This window comes from Rahnella aceris (genome assembly GCF_011684115.1).
GTDB lineage: Bacteria > Pseudomonadota > Gammaproteobacteria > Enterobacterales > Enterobacteriaceae > Rahnella > Rahnella aceris.
Genome location: NZ_JAADJV010000001.1, coordinates 51,566 through 77,706 on the forward strand (window position 1 = coordinate 51,566; position 26,141 = coordinate 77,706).

General features: G+C 49.3%; 20 protein-coding genes, 2 tRNA genes and 1 pseudogene. 15 read left to right on the forward strand and 8 right to left on the reverse strand.

The features are described from left to right. Positions 1 to 28 precede the first annotated feature (28 nt). Complete coding sequence (locus GW591_RS00295) at positions 29 to 1,426, forward strand: carbohydrate porin (protein ID WP_166859928.1); 1,398 nt, start codon at positions 29 to 31, stop codon at positions 1,424 to 1,426. Between the two features lie 168 nt (positions 1,427 to 1,594). Here GW591_RS00295 and fadE read toward each other — a convergent pair whose 3' ends face one another. Continuing rightward, positions 1,595 to 4,063: an acyl-CoA dehydrogenase FadE gene (gene fadE, locus GW591_RS00300; protein ID WP_166859929.1), complete on the reverse strand. Its 2,469-nt coding sequence runs from the start codon at positions 4,061 to 4,063 to the stop codon at positions 1,595 to 1,597. A 269-nt stretch (positions 4,064 to 4,332) separates the two neighbouring features. On the opposite strand from fadE, the gene lpcA reads away from it, so the two are divergent. Both lpcA and GW591_RS00310 read left to right on the forward strand, forming a co-directional pair. Then, entirely contained in the window at positions 4,333 to 4,914 is a 582-nt protein-coding gene (gene lpcA, locus GW591_RS00305; RefSeq protein ID WP_013574283.1) for a D-sedoheptulose 7-phosphate isomerase, read from the forward strand. Between the two features lie 26 nt (positions 4,915 to 4,940). Beyond that, entirely contained in the window at positions 4,941 to 5,708 is a 768-nt protein-coding gene (locus tag GW591_RS00310) for a class II glutamine amidotransferase (RefSeq protein ID WP_015696178.1), read from the forward strand. Here the strand turns inward: GW591_RS00310 and dpaA are convergent. Beyond that, positions 5,679 to 6,404: a peptidoglycan meso-diaminopimelic acid protein amidase gene (gene dpaA / locus GW591_RS00315; protein ID WP_013574285.1), complete on the reverse strand. Its 726-nt coding sequence runs from the start codon at positions 6,402 to 6,404 to the stop codon at positions 5,679 to 5,681. The two genes, GW591_RS00310 and dpaA, sit on opposite strands and share 30 nt — an antisense overlap. Positions 6,405 to 6,687: 283 nt before the next feature. On the opposite strand from dpaA, the gene dinB reads away from it, so the two are divergent. Further along, positions 6,688 to 7,746, forward strand: a complete 1,059-nt coding sequence (dinB, locus tag GW591_RS00320; RefSeq protein ID WP_013574286.1) for a DNA polymerase IV — start codon at positions 6,688 to 6,690, stop codon at positions 7,744 to 7,746. Positions 7,747 to 7,880: 134 nt separating this feature from the next. Here dinB and pepD read toward each other — a convergent pair whose 3' ends face one another. After that, positions 7,881 to 9,341, reverse strand: a complete 1,461-nt coding sequence (gene pepD, locus GW591_RS00325) for a beta-Ala-His dipeptidase (RefSeq protein ID WP_013574287.1) — start codon at positions 9,339 to 9,341, stop codon at positions 7,881 to 7,883. 293 nt (positions 9,342 to 9,634) lie between these two features. On the opposite strand from pepD, the gene gpt reads away from it, so the two are divergent. From gpt to proA, 5 genes are all read left to right on the forward strand, one after another. Further along, the gene (gpt, locus tag GW591_RS00330) at positions 9,635 to 10,093 is read left to right on the forward strand and encodes a xanthine phosphoribosyltransferase (RefSeq protein WP_013574288.1); all 459 of its coding nucleotides are present in this window, start codon (positions 9,635 to 9,637) and stop codon (positions 10,091 to 10,093) included. A 186-nt stretch (positions 10,094 to 10,279) separates the two neighbouring features. Further along, on the forward strand, positions 10,280 to 11,530 hold the full coding sequence (frsA, locus tag GW591_RS00335) for an esterase FrsA (protein ID WP_013574289.1): 1,251 nt from the start codon (positions 10,280 to 10,282) through the stop codon (positions 11,528 to 11,530). A gap of 63 nt (positions 11,531 to 11,593) precedes the next feature. Then, on the forward strand, positions 11,594 to 11,995 hold the full coding sequence (crl, locus tag GW591_RS00340; protein ID WP_013574290.1) for a sigma factor-binding protein Crl: 402 nt from the start codon (positions 11,594 to 11,596) through the stop codon (positions 11,993 to 11,995). A gap of 122 nt (positions 11,996 to 12,117) precedes the next feature. Further along, complete coding sequence (proB, locus tag GW591_RS00345) at positions 12,118 to 13,221, forward strand: glutamate 5-kinase (protein ID WP_013574291.1); 1,104 nt, start codon at positions 12,118 to 12,120, stop codon at positions 13,219 to 13,221. Positions 13,222 to 13,231: 10 nt separating this feature from the next. After that, positions 13,232 to 14,485, forward strand: a complete 1,254-nt coding sequence (gene proA, locus GW591_RS00350; protein WP_013574292.1) for a glutamate-5-semialdehyde dehydrogenase — start codon at positions 13,232 to 13,234, stop codon at positions 14,483 to 14,485. A gap of 65 nt (positions 14,486 to 14,550) precedes the next feature. On the opposite strand, the gene GW591_RS00355 is transcribed toward proA, so the two are convergent. After that, entirely contained in the window at positions 14,551 to 15,444 is an 894-nt protein-coding gene (locus GW591_RS00355) for a LysR family transcriptional regulator (RefSeq protein ID WP_166859930.1), read from the reverse strand. Positions 15,445 to 15,574: 130 nt separating this feature from the next. On the opposite strand from GW591_RS00355, the gene GW591_RS00360 reads away from it, so the two are divergent. The 5 genes from GW591_RS00360 to GW591_RS00380 all read left to right on the forward strand — a co-directional run bounded on the left by GW591_RS00360 (position 15,575) and on the right by GW591_RS00380 (position 19,973). Next, positions 15,575 to 16,453, forward strand: coding sequence for an MBL fold metallo-hydrolase (locus GW591_RS00360; RefSeq protein WP_013574294.1), 879 nt, complete (start codon positions 15,575 to 15,577; stop codon positions 16,451 to 16,453). A gap of 13 nt (positions 16,454 to 16,466) precedes the next feature. Continuing rightward, entirely contained in the window at positions 16,467 to 17,444 is a 978-nt protein-coding gene (locus tag GW591_RS00365; RefSeq protein ID WP_166859932.1) for an alpha/beta hydrolase, read from the forward strand. Positions 17,445 to 17,567: 123 nt separating this feature from the next. Further along, positions 17,568 to 17,643 (forward strand) — tRNA-Thr (locus GW591_RS00370). A gap of 226 nt (positions 17,644 to 17,869) precedes the next feature. Beyond that, positions 17,870 to 17,945, forward strand: a tRNA-Thr gene (locus GW591_RS00375). An 87-nt stretch (positions 17,946 to 18,032) separates the two neighbouring features. Beyond that, positions 18,033 to 19,973: a site-specific integrase gene (locus tag GW591_RS00380; protein WP_000068782.1), complete on the forward strand. Its 1,941-nt coding sequence runs from the start codon at positions 18,033 to 18,035 to the stop codon at positions 19,971 to 19,973. A gap of 123 nt (positions 19,974 to 20,096) precedes the next feature. Here GW591_RS00380 and GW591_RS00385 read toward each other — a convergent pair whose 3' ends face one another. The 3 genes from GW591_RS00385 to GW591_RS00395 all read right to left on the reverse strand — a co-directional run bounded on the left by GW591_RS00385 (position 20,097) and on the right by GW591_RS00395 (position 24,691). Further along, positions 20,097 to 20,429: an NIPSNAP family protein gene (locus GW591_RS00385; protein WP_001261099.1), complete on the reverse strand. Its 333-nt coding sequence runs from the start codon at positions 20,427 to 20,429 to the stop codon at positions 20,097 to 20,099. 162 nt (positions 20,430 to 20,591) lie between these two features. After that, positions 20,592 to 22,430 carry a UvrD-helicase domain-containing protein gene (locus GW591_RS00390; RefSeq protein ID WP_000153208.1) on the reverse strand — a complete coding sequence of 613 codons (1,839 nt, stop codon included), beginning with the start codon at positions 22,428 to 22,430 and terminating at the stop codon, positions 20,592 to 20,594. Then, entirely contained in the window at positions 22,427 to 24,691 is a 2,265-nt protein-coding gene (locus GW591_RS00395) for an AAA family ATPase (protein ID WP_001222145.1), read from the reverse strand. Before GW591_RS00395 ends, GW591_RS00390 begins: the two co-directional genes overlap by 4 nt. A 236-nt stretch (positions 24,692 to 24,927) precedes the next feature. Between GW591_RS00395 and GW591_RS00400 the strand changes: the two genes are divergently transcribed. Further along, positions 24,928 to 25,485 carry a recombinase family protein gene (locus tag GW591_RS00400; protein WP_000190113.1) on the forward strand — a complete coding sequence of 186 codons (558 nt, stop codon included), beginning with the start codon at positions 24,928 to 24,930 and terminating at the stop codon, positions 25,483 to 25,485. A 157-nt stretch (positions 25,486 to 25,642) separates the two neighbouring features. Here the strand turns inward: GW591_RS00400 and GW591_RS00405 are convergent. Continuing rightward, positions 25,643 to 26,140 (reverse strand): annotated as a pseudogene (locus GW591_RS00405) (hypothetical protein). Between the last annotated feature and the right edge of the window lies 1 nt (position 26,141).

The window sequence follows — 26,141 nt, forward strand, 5'->3', positions numbered from 1 at the left end:
ATTTTTATAGTGAAAAGGATATCTTATTATGACAAAAATTAAACTATTGGCCTTATTCGTAGGATTCGCCATTTCGGGTTCTGCGGTTGCCGCCACGTCTGGAAGCAGCCTTGAAGCCCGTATGGCACAGCTTGAGCAGCGTCTTCAGCAGGCGGAAACACGGGCTGAAACTGCCGAAAAACAAATCCAGCAGTTGAAGCATCAGGATATTAAGCGCGAGCAGGAAATTGCCCGCGTGAAAGAAGCCAGTCCGGTAGAAGTTAAAAATGATGGCATATCGGAAGACAAATTATTAACACTTAATGGATTCGATAATTTAAAACTGTACGGTGATGTGGAATTTAACGTTGACGGTGCCAGCCGCAGCGGGCAATTAACCTCCGTCAGAACCAGTGACAATAAAAACTGGAAACCGGGGAATAATGAGCGTTGGGATGTTAACGGACGGTTATTAATCGGTCTTGATGGTTATCGTCGAAATGATAATGGTCAGTTCTCCGGTTTCTCTGTGCAGCCAACGGCTGACCTGAACGGTTCAATGAATCTTGATGATGCCGCTTTCTTCTTCGGTGAAGAAAAAAACTGGATGGCAAAAATCGGCCGCTTCGAAGCTTACGATATGTTCCCGCTTAATCAGGACACCTTCGTTGAATACTCCGGGAATACCGCCAATGATCTGTACGCCGACGGCTACGGTTATGTCTACATGATGAAAGAAGGGCGCGGTCGCAGTGACAGCGGCGGCAACATCATGCTGAATAAGAATATCGGCAACTGGTATTTCGAGCTGAACACCCTGCTGGAAAACGGCACCTCACTGTTTGCTGAGCAAAACTACCACGGCAACCAACTTGAGAATGATAAAAACGTCGCGTACCTGCGTCCGGTCATTGCCTGGAAAGGGGATGCGTTCTCGGTGGCCGCCGCAATGGAAACCAACGTGGTGAACAATGCGTACGGCTACACCGGTGAAAATGGCGAATTCGTTGATCAGTCCAAACGTAATGGTTATGGCATGACCATGACCTGGGACGGGCAGAAAGCTGACCCTGAGAACGGCGTGGTGGCAAACCTGAGCACGGCCTATATGGATGCATCGGATGAAAAAGACTTTACCGTCGGTGCCAATGCCTTATGGAAACGCTTCGAGCTGGGCTACATCTATGCGCACAACAAAATCGAAGACTTCAGCATCAATGGCGTCCGCGCATCCGATTACGACGATGACTGGTTTGATGAACCGGGCAGCTACGACATTCATACCGTTCACGCCAGTTACCTGATCCCGAACGTGATGGATATGGAAAACTTCAACGTGTATCTGGGCGCTTATGTCTCCATGCTGGAAGCAGATAAAACCTACAGCGGCGATGATGACAGCGATGAGCGGTATGGGGCGCGGGTACGCTTTAAATACTACTTCTGATTACCCGTCATATTTCGCGTCACAGATGCGTTGGTTGCACTCCCAGGGTGAGTGAGCTTACCGCCTTTCTGCAACACGAACTATTTAGGGTAATATGTATGTATCTTCATAAATAATAAAAGCCTGAGTGCGTAAACACTCAGGTTTTTTTATGGATTAACAGTTAAATCAGGCAGCTTCGGTGTGGCGGGGTTTCGCCTCAGCCTTTTTTATGCTGTCTTTCTCCGCTTCTGGTTTTTGTGCGGCCAGTGCGTCAGGTTCAAACTCATCGACGTTGATTGAACGCAGACGGCTTTCTTCCGCACGGCTCAGGATACGCGCATCGTCGGCGCTCAGATGACCGGCATCCAGACCTTTTTGCGCCAGAATATCCAGACGGGTGAACGGCAGTTTTTTGCCCATCGCTTCGCACAGACGTTTGTGAACCGGCTCAGCGGCCAGAATATCCTGCAAGGCTTCTTCCAGCAGACCAACCGGATTGTGCTCGCCGGGTGTCAGATACTGACCACGACCGATGCGGCTGCGTGTCGCTGAAGGCACCTGCAGAATACGCGCCAGTTGGTGATCCAGACGATCAGACGGTGCGGAGTGCGAACGGCCCAACGGGAAAATCACCAGGCGCATCACGCCAGCCACAAAACGGTTCGGGAAGTTACGCAGCAAATCGTCGATAGCGACTTCGGCCTGATGCAGACAATCCTGCACGCCCCAGTGCACCAGCGGTAAATCCGCTTCGTGACAGCCTTCTTCGTCATAACGTTTCAGCGTCGCCGTCGCCAGATACATCTGGCTGAGGATATCACCGAGGCGGGCGGAAATGCGTTCGCGACGTTTCAGGCTGCCGCCGAGCACGCCCATCGACACATCAGCCAGCAATGCCAGATTAGCGCTCAGACGGTTGATGTGCTGGTAATAACGGGCGGTTTTATCATTGACCGGCGTATCACTGGTGCGGCCGTTAGTCAGGCCGAGCCAGAAGCTGCGCATTTTGTTACTGCCGACGTGGCCGATATGCCCGAACAGCGCACGGTCAAAATCAACCAGATCGTTTTTCTCCGCCGCCGCCATTTCACGAAGAACATAAGGATGACAGCGGATCGCACCCTGACCAAAGATGATCATGCTGCGGGTGAGAATGTTGGCACCTTCCACGGTAATCGCAATCGGCGCACCCTGATAAGCGCGGGCCACGAAGTTGCTGCTGCCGAGCATAATGCCTTTACCACCGGTGATATCCATCGCATCCATCACGGCGCGCTGGCCGCGGTGAGTACAGTGGTATTTGACGATAGCGGACAGCACCGCTGGTTTTTCACCCAGCATAATGCCGTTCGTGATAAGCGTTGCGGCGGCATCCATCACGTAAGCGTTACCGGCAATGCGCGCCAGCGGTTCTTCGATACCTTCCATTTTACCGATAGGCAGTTTGAACTGACGGCGGATATAGGCATAAGCCCCGGTCGCCAGCGCCAGAGATTTCAGGCTGCCGGTAGAGTTAGACGGCAGCGTGATGCCACGGCCGACAGACAGACATTCCACCAGCATACGCCAGCCCTGACCGGCCATTTTCGGGCCGCCAATGATGTAATTGATCGGTACAAAAATATCGCTGCCGCGCGTCGGGCCGTTCTGGAATGGCACGTTCAGCGGGAAGTGGCGGTGACCAATTTCAACACCGGCGGTGTCGGTTGGGATCAGCGCACAGGTAATGCCCAGATCCGTTTCGTTGCCGAGCAGGTGATCGGGATCTTTCAGTTTAAACGCCAGGCCCAGCACGGTGGCGATAGGTGCCAGCGTGATGTAACGCTTGTTCCAGGTCAGGCGCATGCCAAGCACTTCCTTACCCTGCCACTGGCCTTTACACACGATACCAAAGTCCGGGATGGCACCGGCATCAGAACCCGCTTCCGGGCTGGTCAGGGCGAAACAGGGAATTTCCAGACCTTCGGCCAGACGCGGCAGATAGTGATCTTTCTGCTCCGTGGTGCCGTAATGTTGCAGTAATTCGCCTGGCCCGAGGGAGTTCGGCACACCGACGGTGATCGCCAGAATGCCTGACACACCGGCCAGTTTTTGCAGCACACGCGCCTGCGCATAAGCCGAGAATTCCAGACCGCCGTACTCTTTCTTAATGATCATCGCGAAGAAGCGGTGTTCTTTCAGATACGCCCACAGTTCCGGCGGCAAATCAGCCAGTTCATGGGTGATCTGGAAGTCATTCGCCATACGGCAGGCTTCTTCAACCGGCCCGTCAATAAAGCGCTGCTCTTCCTCTGTCAGTTGCTGCTCAGGATAATCCTGCAATTTCTTCCAGTCTGGCTTGCCACCAAACAGGTCACCCTCCCACCAGGTGGTGCCTGCTTCAATCGCTTCTTTTTCCGTGCGCGACATTGCGGGCATCACTTTACGGAAGGTGCGAAGCGCCGGGCCGGAGAACAATGAACGGCGCATGACAGGGATATTGAAGGGCAGGAGAATGATCGCCAGCGGCAATAACAGCCAAAGTGTCCACAGATTAATGGCACCCATAACCGCCGTAAACGCCAGTAAAATCAGGCTGCTCAGGGCGAGATTGACCTTGTGATAGAACAACGCACCAAGGATCACGATAAATGCAACAATGCTAAGAACCATCATAGTAAAGCTCCTGAGTAGTAGGAGGTCTGACCTGTTGTAGGGATATAATGGTTTTAGTTCATGCTCATTTCTTTATCAATACGTTTACATACTAATTACAACACAGCTCACAAACCGGTCGCACGAAGCGTCAAAAACAGAAACTATCGGAATCATTACCGCTTCATGGCTTCTCGCTGTTTCGGCTTTCCGTTAAACTGCACAGCGGAACGTTTTATTGCTATCGGCCGTGCTGAAACCGGCTGCAAATGGACATAAAAGAGGCTGCTATGTACCAGGATATTATCCGTACTGAACTGAACGAAGCTGCTGACACGCTGAATAAATTCATCAGCGATCCGGCAAATATTGAGTCTATTCAACGTGCAGCGGTGCTGCTGGCCGATTCATTCAAAGCGGGTGGGAAAGTGATTTCCTGTGGTAACGGGGGTTCACACTGCGATGCCATGCATTTCGCCGAAGAACTGACAGGCCGCTATCGTGAAAACCGTCCGGGCTATCCGGCAATTGCGATTTCTGACGTCAGCCACATCTCTTGCGTCGGCAACGATTTCGGTTACGAATACATCTTTTCCCGTTATCTGGAAGCCGTAGGCCAGAAGGGCGACGTGCTGCTGGGCATTTCCACTTCCGGTAATTCCGGTAACGTGATCAAAGCCATCGAAGCCGCACGCGCTAAAGGCATGAAAGTTATCACCCTGACCGGTAAAGATGGCGGGAAAATGGACGGTTCAGCCGATGTGGAAATCCGCGTTCCGCACTTTGGTTTCGCTGACCGCGTGCAGGAAATCCACATCAAAGTCATTCATATTTTGATTCTTCTGATCGAAAAAGAGATGGCAAAGGCATAAGCCTTTTGCCGTAAAGGAGGCTGGTGATGTGCGAATTGCTCGGGATGAGCGCTAACGTTCCTACTGATATTTGTTTCAGTTTCAGTGGATTAGTGCAGCGTGGTGGCGGGACCGGCCCGCATAAAGACGGCTGGGGCATCACCTTTTATGAAGGGAATGGCTGTCGTACTTTTAAAGATCCGACGCCAAGCTTTAATTCGCCCATTGCCCGCCTTGTTCAGGAATATCCGATCAAATCCTGCGCGGTGATTTCTCATATCCGTCAGGCAAACCGTGGTGAAGTCGCGCTGGAAAATACTCATCCGTTTACCCGCGAACTGTGGGGACGCAACTGGACTTATGCGCACAACGGTCAGCTTCGTGGTTATCGTCAGCTCGATACCGGTACGCTGCGTCCGGTGGGCCAGACCGACAGCGAATACGCCTTCTGCTGGTTACTGCACAAACTCACCCAACGCTATCCGCGCCGCCCTGCAAGCTGGCCGCCAGTGTTTCGCTATATTGCGTCGCTGGCTGATGAATTACGGCAGAAAGGGGTGTTTAACATGTTGCTGTCGGATGGCAATTTCGTGATGGCGTATTGCTCGACGAATTTGCACTGGATCACGCGGCGTGCGCCTTTCGGCAAGGCAACGTTGTTGGATCAGGATGTGGAAATTGATTTTCAGCAGCAGACGACACCGGATGATGTCGTCACCGTGATTGCCACGCAACCGCTGACGGCGAACGAAACCTGGAACAAAATTGCTCCAGGTGAATTCGCATTATTTCATCGGGGCGAACGCCAGCTGTGAAGGCAGCGGGGTGTTGGACAACGGTTGTAGCACTTCATATCTACCGTCAGTGACCACGACATTTGGTGGCTGATGGTGTTTCTCAAAGTACGCATATCCCGGCTGTAACTGGTTCCAGAAACTGTAATAGCTGGAGTTTTTATGCGCCTTCATGTTGGCATCGGTCATCCTGAACGGGTAAATGCTAATTTTTAAATTGCGTTGCCCGAACTGGAATGCCGCCTGTACGTAGGTGAATATTTCGTCCATATAGCCGTCGGTCATGGCGTAGCAACCAATAGACTTACAGTTACCGTGGATCATCAGATACTTACCTGAATAACCCTGCGAGATATCATAAGCATTGGGGAAACCGATGTTGATGGCGCGATAAAAGCGGCTGTCGGGTTTCAGGTGGTGAATATCCACGTTGTAGAAACCTTCCGGGCTTTTGAAATCGCCTTCGCGACGTTTATTTCCCAAACCGCCGGAAAAATCGCAGATGCCATAACTGCCGATCAGACGAAATTCGCCGTCGAGCTGAGCATACAATTCGAGTTTACGTTCCTGTTTGAAGATCTGGATATAAACAGGTGCACCCAGTAATTGTTTTTTTAGTGCCGCGTTGACCGGGACAGCATCGCTGGCCACGGCGTAATTTGCTGTAAATAAAGGCAAACTGAGGAGCATCGCAAGAAACAGCGCGATTCTGATCATTCTAAGTCCTGCTCGGTAATAATTTTGATTATTTTGTCTACAGCTCAACTGCCTGTAAGACCGCCACTGATTTTCTTCTTATGTACTGTCTGTCGGAAACGCTGTCATATTAATACTGATTAAATTTTTAGCAATCACCAAATAATGAATAATGACTTTAGGAATAGGAAAATTATTACGTTGCCATTAATGGTGATTAATTAAGTCAAACTAACCCTCATTTTCTATGTTGGACATCCCTGCATTCAACTGTATACTTATACAGTTATTGAGGGGGAGGGTTATGCGTAAAATCATTCATGTGGATATGGACTGCTTTTTCGCTGCGGTCGAAATGCGCGATGATCCTTCCCTGCGCGACATTCCTATTGCCATTGGCGGCAGTCGTGACCGCCGTGGTGTTATCAGCACCGCTAATTATCCTGCCCGCAAATTCGGCGTGCACAGCGCGATGCCCACCGGCATGGCACTGAAACTTTGCCCGCACCTGAAAGTGATCCCCGGCCGAATGGAGGCCTATAAAGAAGCGTCAAACCATATCCGCGAAATCTTTGCGCGTTATACGCCATTGATCGAACCGCTGTCACTCGATGAAGCTTATCTGGATGTTTCCCACGCGACGCAATGCAACGGCTCTGCAACGCTTATCGCTGCTGAAATCCGTCAGGCCATTTTCGATGAGATCAATCTGACGGCATCTGCGGGTATCGCGCCGATCAAATTTCTGGCAAAAATCGCCTCGGATCTGAACAAGCCCAACGGTCAGTTTGTGATCACGCCGGAAAAAGTCGGGGCGTTTTTACAGGATCTTCCGCTGAGTAAAATCCCCGGCGTCGGTAAAGTCACCGCTCAGCGTTTGCAGGAGCAGGGGCTGATCACCTGCGGCGATGTGCAGCGTTATGATCTGGCAAAACTGCTTAAACGCTTTGGCAAATTTGGCCGTGTGCTGTGGGAACGCTGTCAGGGTATCGATGAACGTGAAATTTCCCCCGAGCGGTTACGTAAATCGGTCGGCGTTGAACGCACACTGGCAGAAGATATCCACAGCTGGGAAGAATGCGTGTCGCTGATCGAACGTTTGTATCCTGAACTGCAAACACGTTTAAGCCGTGTCAGCCCGGATCTGCGCATCGCGAGGCAGGGCGTAAAACTCAAATTCCATGATTTCCAGCAGACCACGCAGGAACACGTCTGGCCGGTGCTGAATAAAGAAGATCTGCTGAAGGTCGCACGTGAAGCCTGGGAACAGCGGCGTGGCGGAAGGGGAGTCAGGCTGGTGGGATTGCATGTGACGTTGCAGGATCCGCAAATAGAGCGGCAGCTTCTGCTTCCCTGGGAATGATCCCCGTCATCCTTCAAACTGTCTCTGCGTTGGCTGCCTTCGCAAACCCCGGTCACATACTTGTGTATGCTCCCGGGGATTTACTCAGTTGCCGCCTTGATACAGCCCGAATGATTTAGGGGACCGATCGAGTATTAACCGCGTTCAGGAATCGCTTTCAGCAGGGCCGTCAGCAGTTTCCAGTACAGCTCGACGCTGGCGATTTCCACCTGCTCATCCGGCGAGTGTGGCCCGGTGATGGTTGGCCCGATGGAAACCATGTCCATGTCCGGGTACGGTTTTTTGAACAGACCGCATTCCAGACCGGCGTGGATCACCATGATGTTCGGAGTTTTATTGAACAGCGTCTGGTAAGTTTCACGCACCAGCGTCATCACTGGTGAATTCGGCTCAGGTTTCCAGCCAGGATAGCTGCCTTTTGCCAGGCTTTTCGCGCCAGCCAGTTCACTCAGTGAATTGAGCATGCTGACCACATATTCTTTACCGCTGTCGATAAGCGAGCGGATCAGGCTGTTGATCGCCACTTCGTCATCTTTCATGGTGACAACACCGACGTTCAGCGAGGTTTCTACCACGCCTTTCACGTCATCACTCATGCGGATCACGCCGTTTGGCGTCGCGTTCAGCAGGGCAAGGAATTTACCCTGAGTTTCTGCGGTCAGCGCTTTAGCGTTGCTTTCAGCCGCTTCCACCACGAAGGCAATTTTCTTCTCTACCGCTGACAGTTCGAACTGAATCGTTGCCAGGAATTCTTGTGCTGCCGCTTTCAGCGCGTCTGCTTTATCAGCAGCAACAGCAAGGGTCACAATCGCTTCACGCGGGATAGCGTTACGCAGTGTGCCGCCGGTGAAGTCGAGCAGGCGCAGACCAAGAGTATCAGCGTTGTCTGCCAGGAAACGTGCCAGCAGTTTGCTGGCGTTGCCCAGACCTAAGTGGATTTCCGCGCCGGAGTGGCCACCTTTCAGGCCTTTCAGGGTCAGTTTCAGCGTGCTGAAACCGGCCGGAACCGCTTCACGGCTCAGCGGCAGTGTGGCGGTAAAATCAATCCCGCCAGCGCAACCCATGTAGATTTCGCCTTCGGTTTCAGAATCGGTGTTGATCAGAATTTCAGACTGTAACCAGTTCGGTTGCAGGCCGAATGCGCCTGCCATGCCGGTTTCTTCGGTCATGGTCAGCAACACTTCCAGCGGGCCGTGTTCTACGCTGTCATCAGCCAGAACCGCCAGCGCGGACGCCATACCGATACCGTTATCAGAACCCAGCGTGGTGCCGCGGGCTTTTACCCAACCGTCTTCGATGAAGGGCTGGATCGGATCTTTAGTGAAATCATGAACAGTATCGTTGTTTTTCTGCGGCACCATATCGAGGTGAGCCTGCAGTGCAACGGCTTTGCGGTTTTCCATGCCTTTGGTGGCGGGTTTGCGCAGCAAAATGTTGCCAACTTCATCACGCTCAGCGTGGATACCTTTTTCCTGTGCCCATTCAACGATGTGTTTTGCCAGCGCTTCTTCATGATAGGAAGGGTGCGGAATTGAACAAATTTTGGCAAAAATATCCCACAACGGTTGTGGCGAAAGCTGAGACAGTTCAGACACTATAAGTCTCCTGTGACAGTCAGCTCATTCAGGCTCCGTTTGCAGGGGAACTGACTGAGATGCTGTAGGTTTAAGGTTAAGTAATCCCCGCCAGACTGTGTGGCGAGTGGCCTGACAGAATATCACTTAATCTTAACCTGTGCGCGGGGACGGGGAGAAATTCCGGGATTTTTGGGCGGCTGAAGCCAGATAATCGCTGGTTTTTGTGAACCGGACTCACTATAATCTCGCGCAACCTTTTTTCCCCCCATTATTTTTTTAGAAGCCGTTAATTCACTGGCTGGGACACCTTTATGAGCGAAAAATACGTTGTAACCTGGGACATGCTGCAAATCCACGCGCGCACTATGGCTAAACGCCTGCTGCCGGCAGAACAATGGAAAGGCATTATTGCAGTCAGCCGTGGTGGCCTGGTTCCGGCAGCGTTGCTGGCTCGCGAGCTGTGCATCCGTCATGTGGATACCGTATGTATCTCCAGCTACGACCATGATAATCAGCGCGAAATGCAGGTGCTGAAACGCGCAGAAGGCGACGGTGAAGGCTTCATCGTGATCGACGATCTGGTGGATACCGGCGGCACCGCGAAAGCCATCCGCGAAATGTACCCGAAAGCGCATTTCATCACGATCTTCGCGAAACCGGCTGGCGCACCGCTGGTTGATGACTATGTGATCGACATCCCGCAGAACACCTGGATCGAACAGCCGTGGGATATGGGCGTGGTATTCGTGCCACCTCTGGTAGGAAAATAATCCTCCACTGTTAATATTCCTCTAATTTAACGCCTGGCTCATTGCCGGGCGTTTTGCTTTTATTGCCTTGAAATCCTTTCCGCTTGACCTCACCCCTCACTTGTCGCAACGTGGGCGGGTTATAATCCCGTCCAGAAATGATCGCCTGCGGGCGACCTGCTGCTTGCTAACGGAGGATCTTGCATCATGGCTCCAGCCAATCTTACGGAAAAACTGTTTAAACCTTCCTTCAAATACCCGGAAACATCAACGCTGGTTCATCGCGTTCATCACCATAATACGCACCCGCCGATGCATTCTGCGCTGGAAGGCGACACGGTTCATTGCTGGTACCGCACGATTAACCGTCTGATGTGGATGTGGCGCGGGGTTGATCCGCTGGAAGTGGAAGAAGTGCTGTCGCGCATTGCTGTCTCCCAGGCGGAGCACAGCGATCCGTTGCTGCTCGATACCGTGATTGGTTACCGCAATGGCAACTGGATCTACGAATGGTCAAATCAGGCGATGTACTGGCAGCAAAAAGCCGCCGAAGAAAAAGATGCGGATGTGGCGAGCGAATACTGGCTGAAAGCCGCCAACCTTTACAGCATCGCCGGTTATCCGCATCTGAAAGGCGATACGCTGGCGGAACAGGCGCAAGCGCTGGCCAATAAAGCCTTTGAAAAATCCTCGGAACATTCGCCTTACGAACTGAAAGAGCTGGAATTTAAGATCCCCGGCGGTGCGCCGATCACCGGATTCCTGCACCTGCCGGCCGAAGGGAAAGCACCGTTCCCGACGGTGCTGGTGTGTGGCGGTCTCGACACCTTACAGAGTGACCATCAGCGCCTGTTCCGTTCATATCTCGCGCCGATGGGCATCGCGATGCTGACCATCGACATGCCGTCGATCGGTTTTTCATCGAAGTGGAAACTGACGCAGGACACCAGCTTCCTGCATCAGCAGGTGCTGATGCAGCTTTCGGATGTGCCCTGGGTCGATGCCAGCCGCGTCAGTTTGCTCGGTTACCGTTTTGGTGCGAACGTCGCGGTGCGTCTGGCGTATCTCGAACCGCGCCGCGTGCGGGCAGTGGCCACGCTGGGGGCGCTGGTGCATACGCTGCTGAGCGACCCGAAATGTCAGGAGCAGGTACCGGACATGTATATAGATGTGCTGGCGAGCCGCATCGGCATGTCGAGCGCGTCCGACTCGGCGCTGAAAACCGAACTTAATCGTTATTCTCTGAAAACGCAGGGGTTGCTTGGACGCAGAACGCCGACGCCCATCCTGGCCGCATACTGGGAGAACGATATATTCAGTCCGAAGAGCGAAGCTAAGCTGATTGCGGATTCTTCCGCTGACGGCAAGCTTTTGACCATCCGCAGCGAGCCGCTTTACGCGCATTTTGACAGCGCTTTACATGAGATTTGTGGGTGGTTGCAAAAGCATATGCGTTAACTTAATAGTTGCTAATTCCTAACGTTTTGCTAAAAAGGATCGTCTTTCAATGGAGGTTGTACTATGACGTTACCAAGCGGTCATCCTAAAAGCAGGCTAATGAAACGTTTCGGTACACTGGGACCGTACATCAGAGAAGGGAAATGCGAGAACGACCGCTTTTTCTTTGACTGTTTAGCTGTCTGTGTGAACGTGAAGCCTGCGCCGGAAAAGCGTGAATTCTGGGGCTGGTGGATTGAATTGCAGGCTGAAGCCGAACGTTTTACCTATGTTTATCATTTCGGATTGTTTGATAAAGACGGCATCTGGAAAGTGCAAAACATTAAAGATGCTGAAGTGCGAGAGAAGCTTGAGACGACATTGAAAGGGTTCCACAAAAACCTGAATGCCATGATCGAAGAGATGTCCCTCAAACTGGAACCTGCTGATGATTTCAGCGAAGAACCTGTGAAGCTCTCCGCCTGACTTTCTGTACTACCCATTCCCATCATGAATGCTGCTATTATAGCGTTATGCCGTTTGGCATAACGCTTCTCTGCTGTTACAAAGACAAAGAAGCCCTTCTTTTTCACACTAATGGAACGATTATGAGTGGTAGTCAGACACTGGTTGTAAAACTGGGCACCAGCGTGCTCACTGGCGGCTCGCGCCGCCTCAACCGTGCTCACATTGTTGAGCTTGTCCGCCAGTGCGCGCAGCAACATGCGGCAGGGCACCGGATTGTGATTGTCACGTCGGGCGCGATTGCTGCCGGGCGTGAACATCTTGGCTACCCCGAACTCCCCGCCACCATTGCTTCCAAACAACTGCTGGCTGCCGTCGGGCAAAGTCGCTTGATCCAGCTGTGGGAGCAATTGTTCTCGATTTATGGCATCCACATTGGTCAGATGCTGCTGACGCGTGCCGACATGGAAGACCGCGAGCGGTTCCTGAATGCCCGCGACACCATGCACGCGCTGCTCGATAACCATATCGTCCCGGTCATTAATGAAAACGATGCGGTCGCTACCGCTGAAATTAAAGTCGGCGATAACGACAATCTTTCCGCACTGGCCGCTATTCTGGCGGGTGCCGATAAATTGCTGTTGCTGACCGATCAGCGTGGTCTGTTTACCGCAGATCCGCGGACCAATCCTGAAGCTGAATTGATCCGCGAAGTCATGACCATTGATGATGAACTGCGCGGTGTGGCGGGCGACAGCGTCTCCGGTCTCGGTACCGGCGGCATGGCCACCAAACTGCAGGCGGCAGATGTCGCGTGCCGGGCGGGCGTCGATACCATTATTGCTGCGGGCAACCTGCCGGGCGTGATTGGCGATGTGATTAACGGCGTTTCCGTCGGCACACGTTTTCACGCGATGGAGACGCCGCTGGAAAACCGTAAGCGCTGGATCTTTGGTGCACCGCCAGCCGGTGAAATCACCATCGACGACGGCGCGGTTTCTGCCATGATGGAGCGCGGCAGTTCGCTGCTGCCAAAAGGGATCCGCGAAGTGAAAGGCGATTTCTCGCGTGGCGAAGTGATCCGCATCCGCAACCTGAACGGACGCGACCTCGCGCACGGTGTCAGCCGCTATAACAGCGATGCGATGCGCATGATTGCCGGTCATCACTCTCAGCAGATCAGTGAAATTCTCGGTTACGAATACGGCCCGGTTGCCGTTCACCGTGACGACATGATTGTCAGTTAAGGAGCCACAGATGCTTAACGAGATGGGCAAGGCCGCGAAAGCCGCGTCCTGGCAGCTTTCCACCCTCAGCACCGCGCAGAAAAATCGTGCGCTGATGCTGATGGCCGACATGCTTGAGGCCAACAGCCAGAGCATTATTCTTGCTAACGAACTCGACATGGCTGCTGCCCGCGAAAGCGGCATGAGCGAGGCATTACTGGACCGCCTGCTGCTGACCCCCGCGCGTCTTTCGGCGATTGCCAGCGACGTGCGTGATGTCTGCCGTCTGAGCGATCCGGTCGGGCAGGTGATTGATGGTTCACAGCAGGACAGCGGTTTGCGTCTCGAACGCCGCCGTGTACCGCTCGGCGTGATCGGCGTGATTTATGAAGCGCGCCCGAACGTCACTATCGATGTCGCCAGCCTGTGCCTGAAAACCGGCAATGCCGTTATCCTGCGCGGCGGTAAAGAAACGCACCACACCAATCAGGCGACGGTTAACGTCATTCAGATGGCGCTGGAGGAATGCGGACTGCCTAAAGCCGCCGTTCAGGCCATCGACAGCCCCGATCGTGCACTGGTGGCGGAACTGCTGCGTCTGGATAAATACGTCGATATGCTGATCCCACGCGGTGGCGCGGCGCTGCATAAACTTTGCCGCGAACAATCCACCATTCCGGTGATCACCGGCGGTATCGGCGTTTGCCATACGTTTGTGGATGAAAGCGTCGATTTCGACAAAGCGCTGACCGTGCTGGAAAGCGCGAAAGTACAGCGCCCGAGCGCCTGTAACAGCCTGGAAACCGTGCTGGTGCATCAGGCGATTGCCGCCCGCTTCCTGCCGGAACTGAGCGACAAAATGCACCGCGCAGGCGTTACGTTACACGCCAGCGAATCTGCGATGCCGTATCTGCAAAACGGCCCGGCGAAAGTGCTGGCGGTGACCGAAGAAGATTATTCGGATGAATGGCTGTCGCTGGATCTGAACGTGACGGTAGTGGCCGATCTGGACGCCGCCGTGGCGCATATCCGCACCTACGGCACCGAGCATTCCGATGCGATCCTTACCCGTTCCATCAGCAGCGCGGACAGGTTCGTGCGTGAAGTGGATTCCTCTGCGGTTTACGTCAACGCCAGCACCCGTTTCACCGACGGCGGACAATTCGGTTTAGGCGCAGAAGTGGCGGTCAGCACGCAAAAACTGCACGCCCGCGGCCCGATGGGATTAGAAGCCCTGACGACCTACAAATGGATTGGTTACGGCGACGATTTAGTCCGTCCGTAACTGACTGGCACCGGTGGATTCAGCATGATGAAACCGGTGCGATCGCTTATCCCTGCTGAACACCATCATTCCTGAAACAACGCCCTGACCCATTCGATAAAATACCGCACCTTTGACGGCAAATGCCTGTTCTCCGGCCAGGCAATATGCACCGGCACCTGTTCATCCGCCCATTCAGGAAACAGCGGCACCAGCGCGCCGTTATCCAGCGCTTCCTGTGCCAGAAAGCGATACGTCGTCAGCACGCCAAGCCCCGCAATGGCACCGGTCAGCGCTGCGGTGGAATCATTAACTGAGAACTGCCAGCGCCCGCGAACGGTGACACACTGCTGATCCTTAAACACCTGATGTTCAAATACCCGTCCGGTTTGTGGCGAGGCGATCTGCACCAGCGTATGGTCGAGGATAAGATCCTGCGGATGTTCAGGCACGCCGTGTTTTTGCAGATACGCCGGTGCGGCACAGGTGATCATCGGTAAAACCCCAAGCGACCGGGCGATCAGCGCATCGTTATGCAGCTCACCGATACGGATCACACAATCGATGTTTTGCGCAATCAGATCGGCGGTGCGGTTACCGACGCTCACCTCAACCTGAACGTCGGGATAATGCATCAGGAAGCCGGGCAGGGCGGGGATCACCCGCCGATAAGCAATCGCATTCGGCATCTCGACGCGGATTTTGCCGCGCGGAGCCTGCGTTGCCGCCTGCACATTGCTGTCGAGAATCTCCATCTGATCAAGCAGCCGTATTGCTCCGTGATAATAGGCTTCGCCCTGTTCCGTCATGCTTAAACGGCGCGACGTCCTGTGCAGCAGCTTCACGCCCAGTTCGCTTTCCAGCGCCTGCACCTGCCGCGTTACCGTGGATTTCGGTAAATCCATCAGTTCCGCCGCACGGCTGAATGACCCTGAATCCACCACCTGCACGAACGTGCGCATATTTTCCAGCTTATCCATTCCGGCCCTTTCATTTTTTTATCGTTGCAATATCAGCAATCCTGCTTTCGGCATTGCCATCTTGTTCGCCCGTGCTGAAACAGGGAGGATGACCCCACACCACAAGGTTGTCACCAGATAAGGTCATAAAATGAGTGTGCCAGAAACTTACCCGATCGGCAGCGCCAGAATCACTAAGATCCCCGAGATGACATTGCAAGATCCCGGATCGTCGCTTTTTCCGCAATGGAATGCTGATGCTATTCAGGATGCCGCGAAAACATTACCGGCAGATTTTTTTGGCGCAGATGCCTCAGAACTGATGCTCAGCACCCACAGCTGGCTGGTGCAGACCGGCACGCAGACGGTGCTGATTGATACCGCATCCGGCAACGATAAATTGCGTCCACTGAACCTGTTGTTCAATCAGCTGAAGACGGGCTGGCTGGATAACCTGCGGGCGACGGGCGTCGAACCGGAAGATGTTGATGTGGTACTGCTGTCACATCTGCACGTTGATCATGTCGGCTGGAATACGCGGCTGGAGAATGGCCGCTGGGTGCCGACTTTCCCGAACGCGCGTTATCTGTTTTCTGAAGCCGAATACCAGTTTTACGCCGATCCGAACAACGTCCGGGATCCTAGCGACGGCATCTTTGCCGACAGCGTTGAGCCGGTCGTGGCGGCCGGTCTCGATCAGCGGATACATGCTGATGACGCCACGGCCATTCCGGGGTTCGCCATCATCCGCACGCCAGGCCACAGCCATGATCATTTCTCTTTCGCCTTTACCTCTGAAGGTGAAACGGCCTTTTTCTGGGGCGATGTGATGCACCATCCGCTTCAGCTCGCGCGCCCTGACTGGGATTCGGTGTTCTGCGAAGAACCGGCACAGGCGACAGCCTCACGCCATAAGGCAATTGAGTTTGCCCTGAGCCATCAGGCCACCGTTTTCACCACCCATTTCGCCGGTTCCTCTGCGGGCAAAATCCGTCAGGATGCCCGTGGCCTGAGCTGGCAGCCACTCTGAGAAGGAAAACCCGATGAGCAATTCCGATATTTTCAGCGAAAGCTTTTTGATCCCGTCTGATACCGACGGCATCCGGTTGCATCTTTTGCACAAGCACCGCAAAGGGGAGCAAAAATTCAGCGAAGCCAGCACCATCGTCATGATGCACGGCGCGACTTATTCCTCCGGCAGCCTGTTTGACACGCCGCTGGAAGGCGCCTCTTTTGCCGATGCACTCGCCCGCGCCGGTTTTGATGTGTACGCCGTCGATGTACGCGGTTATGGCGGCTCGACCCGTCCGGTGGAAATGCTTCAGGCCGCCACCCTCAACGCACCTGCGGTGAGAACAGATGTCGCCGTGCGCGATTTCAGCAGCGCCGTCAATTTTGTGCTCAGAACGAACGGGCTTTCACAGGTTAACGTGATCGGGATGTCGTGGGGCGGCAGCGTCACCGGTACGTACACCACGCAGAACGGCCATAAAGTCAGGCGTTTAGGGCTGATTGCCCCGCAATGGGTAAGCGATAAACCGCTGCCGCTCGACCCCGGTGGCGAACTGAACGCGTGGCGCATCGTCAATGCCGGTGCGGCGCGTGAACGCTGGATTAGCGGAGCGCCACAGTGCAAGCGGGGAGGGCTGATCCCGGAAGGGGGATTTGAGGCATGGCTGGAAAAAACCGTCAGCGACGAGCCGGATGACGCACTTCGGGCACAGCAATCAATCCGCGCCAGCAACGGTCCGATTCAGGATATCCGCGATTACTGGGCGGCGGGAAAACCGTTTTACGATCCGGCCGATATCGGCGTGCCGCTGATGTTAATCCACGGCGAATGGGATATTGATGTGCCCGTCGAACTGGCACAGGCATGGTTCCTGTGCGCCACCGGCTCACCGGATAAACGCTGGCTGGAAATCGGTGAAGCCACGCACATGATGGTGCTGGAGAAAAACCGCTATCAGATTTACAACGCCCTGATCAGTTTCTTCCGCGAACCGCTGGCGAAAGCTTAAGCAGTCAGTTCATCAAAGTGCGTGTGCTGATGAGAAAAGCAGCATACGCACCGCCGGGGGCTTGACGGACGTCGGAGATTTGAATAGTTTATGCCCCGTAGTTCCCCGGTAACACTTCAAAATGCCGACTTAGCTCAGTAGGTAGAGCAACTGACTTGTAATCAGTAGGTCACCAGTTCGATTCCGGTAGTCGGCACCATTTATCTTCTCGCACTCCCTGATTTTCAATCTTTTAACTTCTCCCTTTAGTTCCGTTTCTGCGCCTGCTCCCCGTTCGCCCAAACGTTTTTGCTGCATCAGAACCGGCGTTATATCCATATTGTGCGCAGGGTGATTAAGAACTCACCAAACATCCCGATCGGCGCTTGACGGACGTCAGCGGTTTGCATAATTTGTTACCCCTAGCCCCGGCACCTTTCAAAAAAGCCGATATAGCTCAGTTGGTAGAGCAGCGCATTCGTAATGCGAAGGTCGTAGGTTCGACTCCTATTATCGGCACCACTCACTTCTATTTCATTGATTTAATTAACATTAAATTCATTCAGAGTGAAATCGCGTAGCCTCTACTACATAGAGGTCATACAGCCGATGGCTCAACGTGATAATCTGTATCGCCGTAGCAGCGGTATTTATGTTGTCCGTATTGCAGTTCCCGCCCGATACCGTCTCTACACGGGACAGCGTGAGATTCACGCTTCAACAGAAACAAACGACATCAGAAAAGCGCGAGCGATTGCCGCAGGTCTATTGGTTGTCTGGCAGCGATGTCTGGGTGAGTATCAAAAATTGGATAGAGAAAAGTTGGTAAGCAGTGCGCCTGCTTTGGCTGGAGAAGGAATGATCAGCCTTGCTGAATTTTGCGGCTCAACGAGTGCTTCCCTGCAACAAGTTGCTCAGCGCCTGCTTGATACGAATATCCCGCTGTTTTGGCTTGCTGATGGGCGTCCTGCTTACTATGTGGAAGACCTTTCACTCGTTGATAAAGACGATCCTGAGGTTTTTGGATTTATCATCGATAGTGCCATTAACATCGGTATCAGAGGTTCTCTGAGCGGTTATGTTCAGCCCTTGGTTTCATCACGTATATTACGTGAGATGATCGCTGGCGAGCCGCTGGATGCAGAAACCGCATTTAAATCCTCAGAGGCTTCATCCAAAGCCGCTTGGTTCGTTGACTTTCCCGGTGTCGAAATCTCGCCTAATTCATTGATGATTCATCGTGTTCAAGCCGAGCGCTTACGATTATTTTGGCTGTCACATAGCACCGTAGTTTCTCCAGTCATGCCAGAGAAACCAAAAGCAATTACCCCTGTATTATTGCCCTCATCAATACCGGATAATGAATATGTAAATCGTAAATACTACTCAGTGAAAATGAGCGAGTTATGTGAAAAATATATTCGCTACAAGCGCGGGGGGAAATTCACGGAAAAGGCAGAGAATCGAGTTCGAGAAGGTTTTGGCTTACTCCTTGAAGTCATGGGTGATTCAACGCTTGAAAAAGTTGACCGTGACTTCCTCCGTAAGTATGAGAGCTTACTAAGGTCGATACCTGCAAGGCGCGATCTGGCGAAAATAAGATATAAAATCAATGATGTTCATGAATTGATTGGTAAGGCAAAAGAGAATGGCGACCCTCTAATGAGCGATAATGCCGTTCGTAAATATATGCGAATTCTCTTCGAGGCTTTCCAGTGGGCTGATGGAGAAGGCATTTTTAATAAGTCTCCTGCGAATAAATTCTTTGCACCTGTTGAAAATGAAAAGATGGATCAGGATTTCAAATCTGATTTCACTGATGAGGATTTAAACGCTATTTTTGGTATGCCTTGGTATAAACGTGGGACTGTCGATAAAAACAGTCAGGGGCAATTCCATCATTATCGTGCATTTCATTACTGGTTACCGCTAATTGGCTTTTTTACCGGTGCGAGGATAAATGAATTATGTCAGCTTTATCTTGACGATATTAAGCAGGATGCGGTCGGGTTTTATTTCTTCGAAATCAGCAATGAGCGTGCCGATCAGTCGCTAAAAACTATTCATTCGCGACGGAAAATACCGTTGCATCCGACATTGATCAAACTTGGATTAGTCCGCTATTGCGAAGCATTGAAGAAAGCAGGCCATGAACGTTTATTTCCCGAGCTTCCTTACCACCCTGTAAAAGGATATGGCGATAAAGCTTCGGACTGGTTTAATCGCTCGTTGCTCAAAGAACGGTTAGGCTTTGAAAAAGAGAGCAAAAAATCTTTCCATTCATTCCGTCACACGTTTTCTACTAGACTTAAACAAGCTGGAATCGACAGCGAGACGCGTGCGCAGTTTGTTGGACATATCCGCGGTTCTGGCGAGACAGAGAACCGGTATAGCAAAGATTATCCACCAGCAGCCCTCTATGCTGTGCTTGAGAGCGTTACGTTAGGGCTACCGGAAGTTGCTCCATTTGTTTGCGAAGATGGTGTAGATGCGGTAGCTGATGCGCTACGGATTAAGCAGAGCAATAAATCGCGAAAAGAACCGCAATAGTCTGACTTTCTCTCTTTCTCTAACGCGCTCAGAACGATTCTGGCGCGTTTTTTATTAAGGGTGGTGGATTTCATAGTGCTGAATTTGGAGACGCTTAAAATGCGTCTGGTGAAGCCATATAACCTACGATTGCACCCGCAGCCCTTCCACGCTTTTAGGTGGTAGATTCATCACTGTTTTCGTGCTGGTCTCTATGCTGCCAATGATGTCTTCGCGCGGGCCGCTGCGCCAGTCATCGCTTGCGTAAAAAGCGTCGAGAACCGTAGTCATGTTTTTAGGGCTGACAAAGGCGCGAATCAGGTAATAGCAGTCCGGGTCATGCAGCGAGTTACCAAACGAAACAACGTCGATCCCGTGGCGTCGGTGTAGGGGAACGCTGATTTCCTGCATGATGGCATGAAAAGCGGCACCGCTGCCTTTGCGTAAGGTGTATTGCAGTATTTCGACGGTTCTCAATTTTATTCTCCATTAATGCTCGGCTATGTGCATAAAATAACAAGATGTATAAGTGGACATATTATTCAACACCAACTTTTTTTCTTACCGATGGTTCGTATTAAGTGAACCAACATTTTTATGATGTCAGTTCACTTTAAAATATCCTATTACTGCTTTTAATTAAATTATTTCTATTTCACTCGAATCAAACCATCCTTTATGTAATAGGTTTTTTCTTAGCATTTCTGTATTATCTGTATAAGCAAGAATGGCGAGGCTTTTTTGTGCTCGGCTACATGTGACGTAAAATAGTCTTCTAGTTCTGTCTTCACTAGTATCTTTACCTTCTTTCTCATTATCTAAATCAGTTTTGGTTTTTTCTTTAATACCGAAAAGTTTGTCATAACTAAACATAAAACCTTTAGCCTCAGAATCATCAATTAAAACTAGAACACGAGGAAATTCTAGACCTTTAACTCCTTGATGAGTATCGATGTTTGTCTTCCCTTTGACATAATTATAATATTTATCAAATTGACATAAAGGAGAGCTAAAAGATTTCTGCCAAGCTTCAATGATATCATCTTGTGAGTTATCATTACTTTCTAGTATTTCTTGTATAGAATCTGGGACGTCAAGTAATTTTATTTCATTTATCTTATGCAGTAAATTAATTGTGATGAGTTCAGGGTTTTTAGAAATAAAACTCTTTAACATATCAAGAGAGCTTCTGATCTGTGTAAGTGGTGAGGTATTATTTGTATTTTTTAAAAGATGTTCTCTTTTTAATAAGGGGGCATTTGTTCGTAAAATGTTAGTGATAGTAAAAGTATCATTTTTAATGCAGGCGGATATTAAGGGGGAAACAATTCCACAAATGAAATTTATATTACCCAGAGAGCCCTCTAAAAGCCCAGTTTTTAATCGCTCAATTTGATAGAGAGGAGTGAACATGTCTATAAAGCCCATACGTGTTGCGGCCATATGATGTTCTAATATTAGGGTGTTTACTAATGAATCATGGTTTTCCCAATCATCATCTAAAGTAATTTCTCTCATTCTTTGCTTTACAAAAGATTCATCTCTATCTTTATTATCAGAATGACATTCTTTTATAAAAATTCTTACATATCCTTCCTCGGCATCTTCTTTGGCCTTTTGCTTATGATTATCCACTTGGCTTCTAATTAAATTAATTAAAGCGACCACTCTTTTTGGAGAACGATAGTTAATGCTTTTTTCAGGTTTTTTCCAGTGTTCGTCAAGGCATGCCTCTAAATCACTTTTACCATCAGAGTATATCCTTTGCATCATGTCCCCTAACAGACCCACCGAGAATGTATCTCTGTTATTTTTCTCAACTTCGAGTAATGCATTCATTAGCAGTTTGTTAGTATCTTGGCTTTCATCAATTAAAAGAATTGGATGGCGATTAACCAATATTTTCTGCATAGTATATTTTTTATCTAGAAAATAAGATCCGAGTTTAATGACTTCTGAATGATTTAGAGAGTCTTTAGTTCTATTATCTCCGGTAGGGTTATATGTGAATTTATATACGTCTGATAAGTTTTGCAGACGTTTTTCTTTGGAAACTATTTTTCTTTCTCTTTCTAAAGAAGCTTGAGAAACTCTAGTTGTTCTGCTTTGTTTGTCCCTTAAATCAGCTATCTCCGCAGAAATGTTTTCCATTAACCAAGATTTTATATCACTGGAGTGATATCTAATTAGCTCCCATAGGAAACTATGAATTGTAGACACATCTATTAATTTGTTGAATTTAACTCTTCTTTTTATTTCATCACAAGCCGCATTGGTGTATGTTATCACGGCTATTCTTTTTCCTCTTAGCCTGAACTCTTCTGAGTGACTCTTCAAAATCATTTCCAGAACATTAACTAAAGTTCTGGTTTTACCAGAGCCAGCTCCAGCATAAAGGAGGAAACTATGCTTTTGAGTGCCCGTTAAATAATTATATATATTAGAATCTAATATTTCCTCAGTTTGCTTGATAGTCATTTGGTTTCTCCATCACTGGCTAAATCAGAAACAAGCTCTAATTGTTTTATTTTTATCTTTTCTTCGAGCCACTTTAGACCATTACTTATATAATTAGGTGTGTTTAATTTATCGCTTTCGTCATGGTAAAGTATATCTAATGCAAATTCAGCTTTATTACCTTTAGATAAATGTGAAAATGATTCCTCTCCAAATTCCTCTGCATTTTTGCAATTAGTAATTGATGCTTTAAATTTCTTCACTAAACCATTACCAGTAAGATTACTGAAAAAATCTAGATTATTGTAGACTAAAGAGTCTTCGAAAGTGTTTGGTAAAAACTCTTGGTTAACACCTTTGAATTCAGCCAAAACAGGAATCTGAAAAGCTGAGTAAACATAAAAGAATTCATTATATTTCTTTTCTTTCTTATCTTCCGTGAGTTTATACAATTCATCGACACCGGTAACTTCTGGAACCCAACTTGCAAGTGTTGTATTACTTGTAACGAAACCGCTGCCTTTCTTAGAGGGTTTAACCTTGCCATCTTGTGAATCCTTAGGGTCTAAATCCGTAATAATTAGAGTTAAAAGATTCAAACTAACAATCAGATTCTTTAGCCGATGTGCATGGCTACCACCAATCTCTAATAAGGTAATGTAGCTTTGATTTAAGAAAGGGTAGTGTCTTCTAATTAAGTGAGGAACTAAAATCCTCTCGGCAGGACCTTCAACAAGAATTACAGCATCTGCAAAGAATAAATCACAATGTGTTGCCTTTAGGTATCTTATTACAAATTTTTCTGTATCATCATTTACACCAAAAACATTGGAAAGATTGATTACTGTTGATACAGGGATCTCATGTTCTTTACAAGCAGGAATTCTTCTAAAGTATCGTAAAGAAGAAAATTTACACTCGTGGGCAATATGGCTCGAATGTGTGCTTATAATGAGTTGTGTATGAAGCTCTTCTTTATCGCCTAAATTGTTATGATTCCTCAATATATCATATGCTTTCCTAATGAAGATTTGTTGCACTTGTGCATGCAAGTGAGCTTCAGGTTCCTCAATCAAAACCAAATGCAGGGGAGCTGGAAAATCCTCTTGATTGTCGTCTGCTAATTTTTTATTTGTAGCTTTGCCAACTTTCATCCAACTATCTCTGAACCCCATTAGTCTAAATGCAATTGAGATTAAGTTTTGATAACCTAGCCCATTATAACTCTCTGGCAATCTTAGATAGTCTAAAGATACATTGCTTAAAGCATTAGTTAACTCATATTGAACTGCTGAATCGTGATTTAAGCCATCAATTGGTTCTATTTTTGTGGAGATTTTTAATTTAGGATCAGTTACTCCTGGATAGTTGAGGCCTTCAACTTCTTTTATGGCTTGGGAGAAACAGTTTTTTAATCTTTCATCAAATGTATCCTGAGCATCACGAATGGCTTGTAGAGCTTCAATATCTGATAATTCAGGGCTTTCTATTGGGTTGAGATGTTTAGAATAATAATCTCTTAACTGTGTGTTTAATTTGCTATTCTCTTTGTCGGCAGCGGAGGGGCTTCCAAAGCCACGTTGTGCATTGATCTCATCAATTCTTATTAGATCTTTGAGAGGTATGCCATCAAGTAATGTTTGCTTACTGTCTATTCTTTGGGGTTTGGCTATCCCATTATCAGATAATTCTAGTTTTGAAGGATCTAAGCTATAACACTTGATTGTAAACAGTGAATTCAACTTTCTTGAAAGATATTCATAAATATCTTTAGGCCACAATGCTATTGTGTAATTTTCTTTATCAATCCGCTCAGAAATTCGGTCGTGTATATCTAATGAATTTTGGCGGGAAGATATGAAATCCTCAAAGAAAACATCAAATTTCTTGGGTTCATATCTCAGTCTTACTCCAATTAAACCTCCATTCCACTCTAACGTTGGTAGTATATGGTTAACATATTGGAGCTCATTTTCTTTCGCTTCGATCCAAATATCCATGAAAGGAAAGAGATCTGATAAAGCTTCCTGTGATTTATCAAGATCTATATTTTCCTCAGTTAACCATTGTTCAGTGATATCTTTTATTTTTGCCCAATTGCAAAGTGTCAAATCATTTACGCTAAACCGCGAGGCATCAACGAGGAAATGTCCTAAGGCCTCCATTGCAGCCGTTTTACCGCTATTGTTAGCACCAACAAAGAGAGTGGTTTTTTCTGCAATATCTATGCGGACAGACTTCAACTTTCTGAAATTCTTAATTTCAATGAAATTTATTCTCATATTAATAATATCCTTATGAAATTATTTTGCTGTGCTAAAGAAATTTTTGCGTTTCGATTAGAACATAGCCACTTTGATTGTGTAGTCAATAGAAACCATGATGTAAGAAATCGACCGTTTTCTGGCACCTCCCAATCGCACGCTTTCACACTGTTGGAAAAATAGCCTTGGCTTTTCTGACAGGTCATCCTAATGTTGGCCTCGTTTTCTGGCAGGGGTCAGATGGGGAGATAACAATGGCTACTTTTGGCTACGGGCGTGTTTCAACAACGCAGCAGGATACTGAGAACCAGCGACTAGAGCTTGAGCAAGCTGGGTGGCAAATTGACTATTGGTTTGCCGATATTGTCAGTGGGAAGGTTCCGGCTATGCAACGTAAAGCGTTTTCTGAAATGCTTAGCAAAATTCGCGATGGTGAAACGTTGGTAGTTGCAAAACTAGACCGTCTGGGACGTGATGCGATTGATGTTCTCCAGACGGTCAGGGCACTGGCAGAGCGTAATATCAAGGTGATCGTCCACCAGCTTGGAACTACTGACCTCACTTCTGCTGCCGGTAAGCTTCTGTTGTCTATGCTGGCAGCCGTTGCGGAAATGGAGCGTGACCTACTTATTGAACGCACTCAGGCGGGGCTGTCACGAGCAAAAGCTGAAGGAAAGAAGCTGGGCAGACCGTCGAAAATCGCACCAGAAGCCCGTAGGGCGATTATAGAGAAAAAGAATAGCGGGACCAGTATCAGTGCGTTAGCGCGTGAATACGGTGTTTCCAGAGCGACTATAGCCGCGCTGCTTTAAATGCTTCTAAACTTTCATTGCAACCCCGAGTTTTGGGTTAGTTAGCGTGAGAGATTCAAAACGAAAGAAAGATTGTGACACCGTTTCCGGTTAGAGCAGCAAAGAAGATCGACGAGGTTGAATGCCCCCACTTATAAGTTCGGGGGGCTTATAGTGGTTACTCAAATGAAGCCGCGATGACTTCCCCTGTGTTGGCGTTGAATACACAAAAATATTGGAGTGGTGTTTGCATCCCAAGGCTATTAATCGCCTTAGCTTGTTGCCCGAATATTTGAATAGTTTGTTTGTTCTTGTCGTGCCAGAGGTAGGTGCTGAAAACTGGTTGCTCTTCGCTATCTAGCCACACATGGCGAAACGTCGCTTTCTCATCCATTACCTGTTTGCACTTTTTGACGGGGTTATGATGTGCTTTTGCATAGCATTCTGGCTCATTAATCAAGCACAAGGCATTTTGTTTTTCTCACGGGAGTTCAGCGCCAACAGCTGCGAATGCACTTACTCCCAGCACTAGTGAGAGCGTTCCCAGAACACCCCATGAGATTGCTCGTAGAGTGCTGATCTGCCGTTTTGATGTAACGTGCGCGACCATGCTGTAACTGGCCCAACTGAGCACGGCTCCCACTATCATAGGTAATATAAAATCTGATCCCGCCATG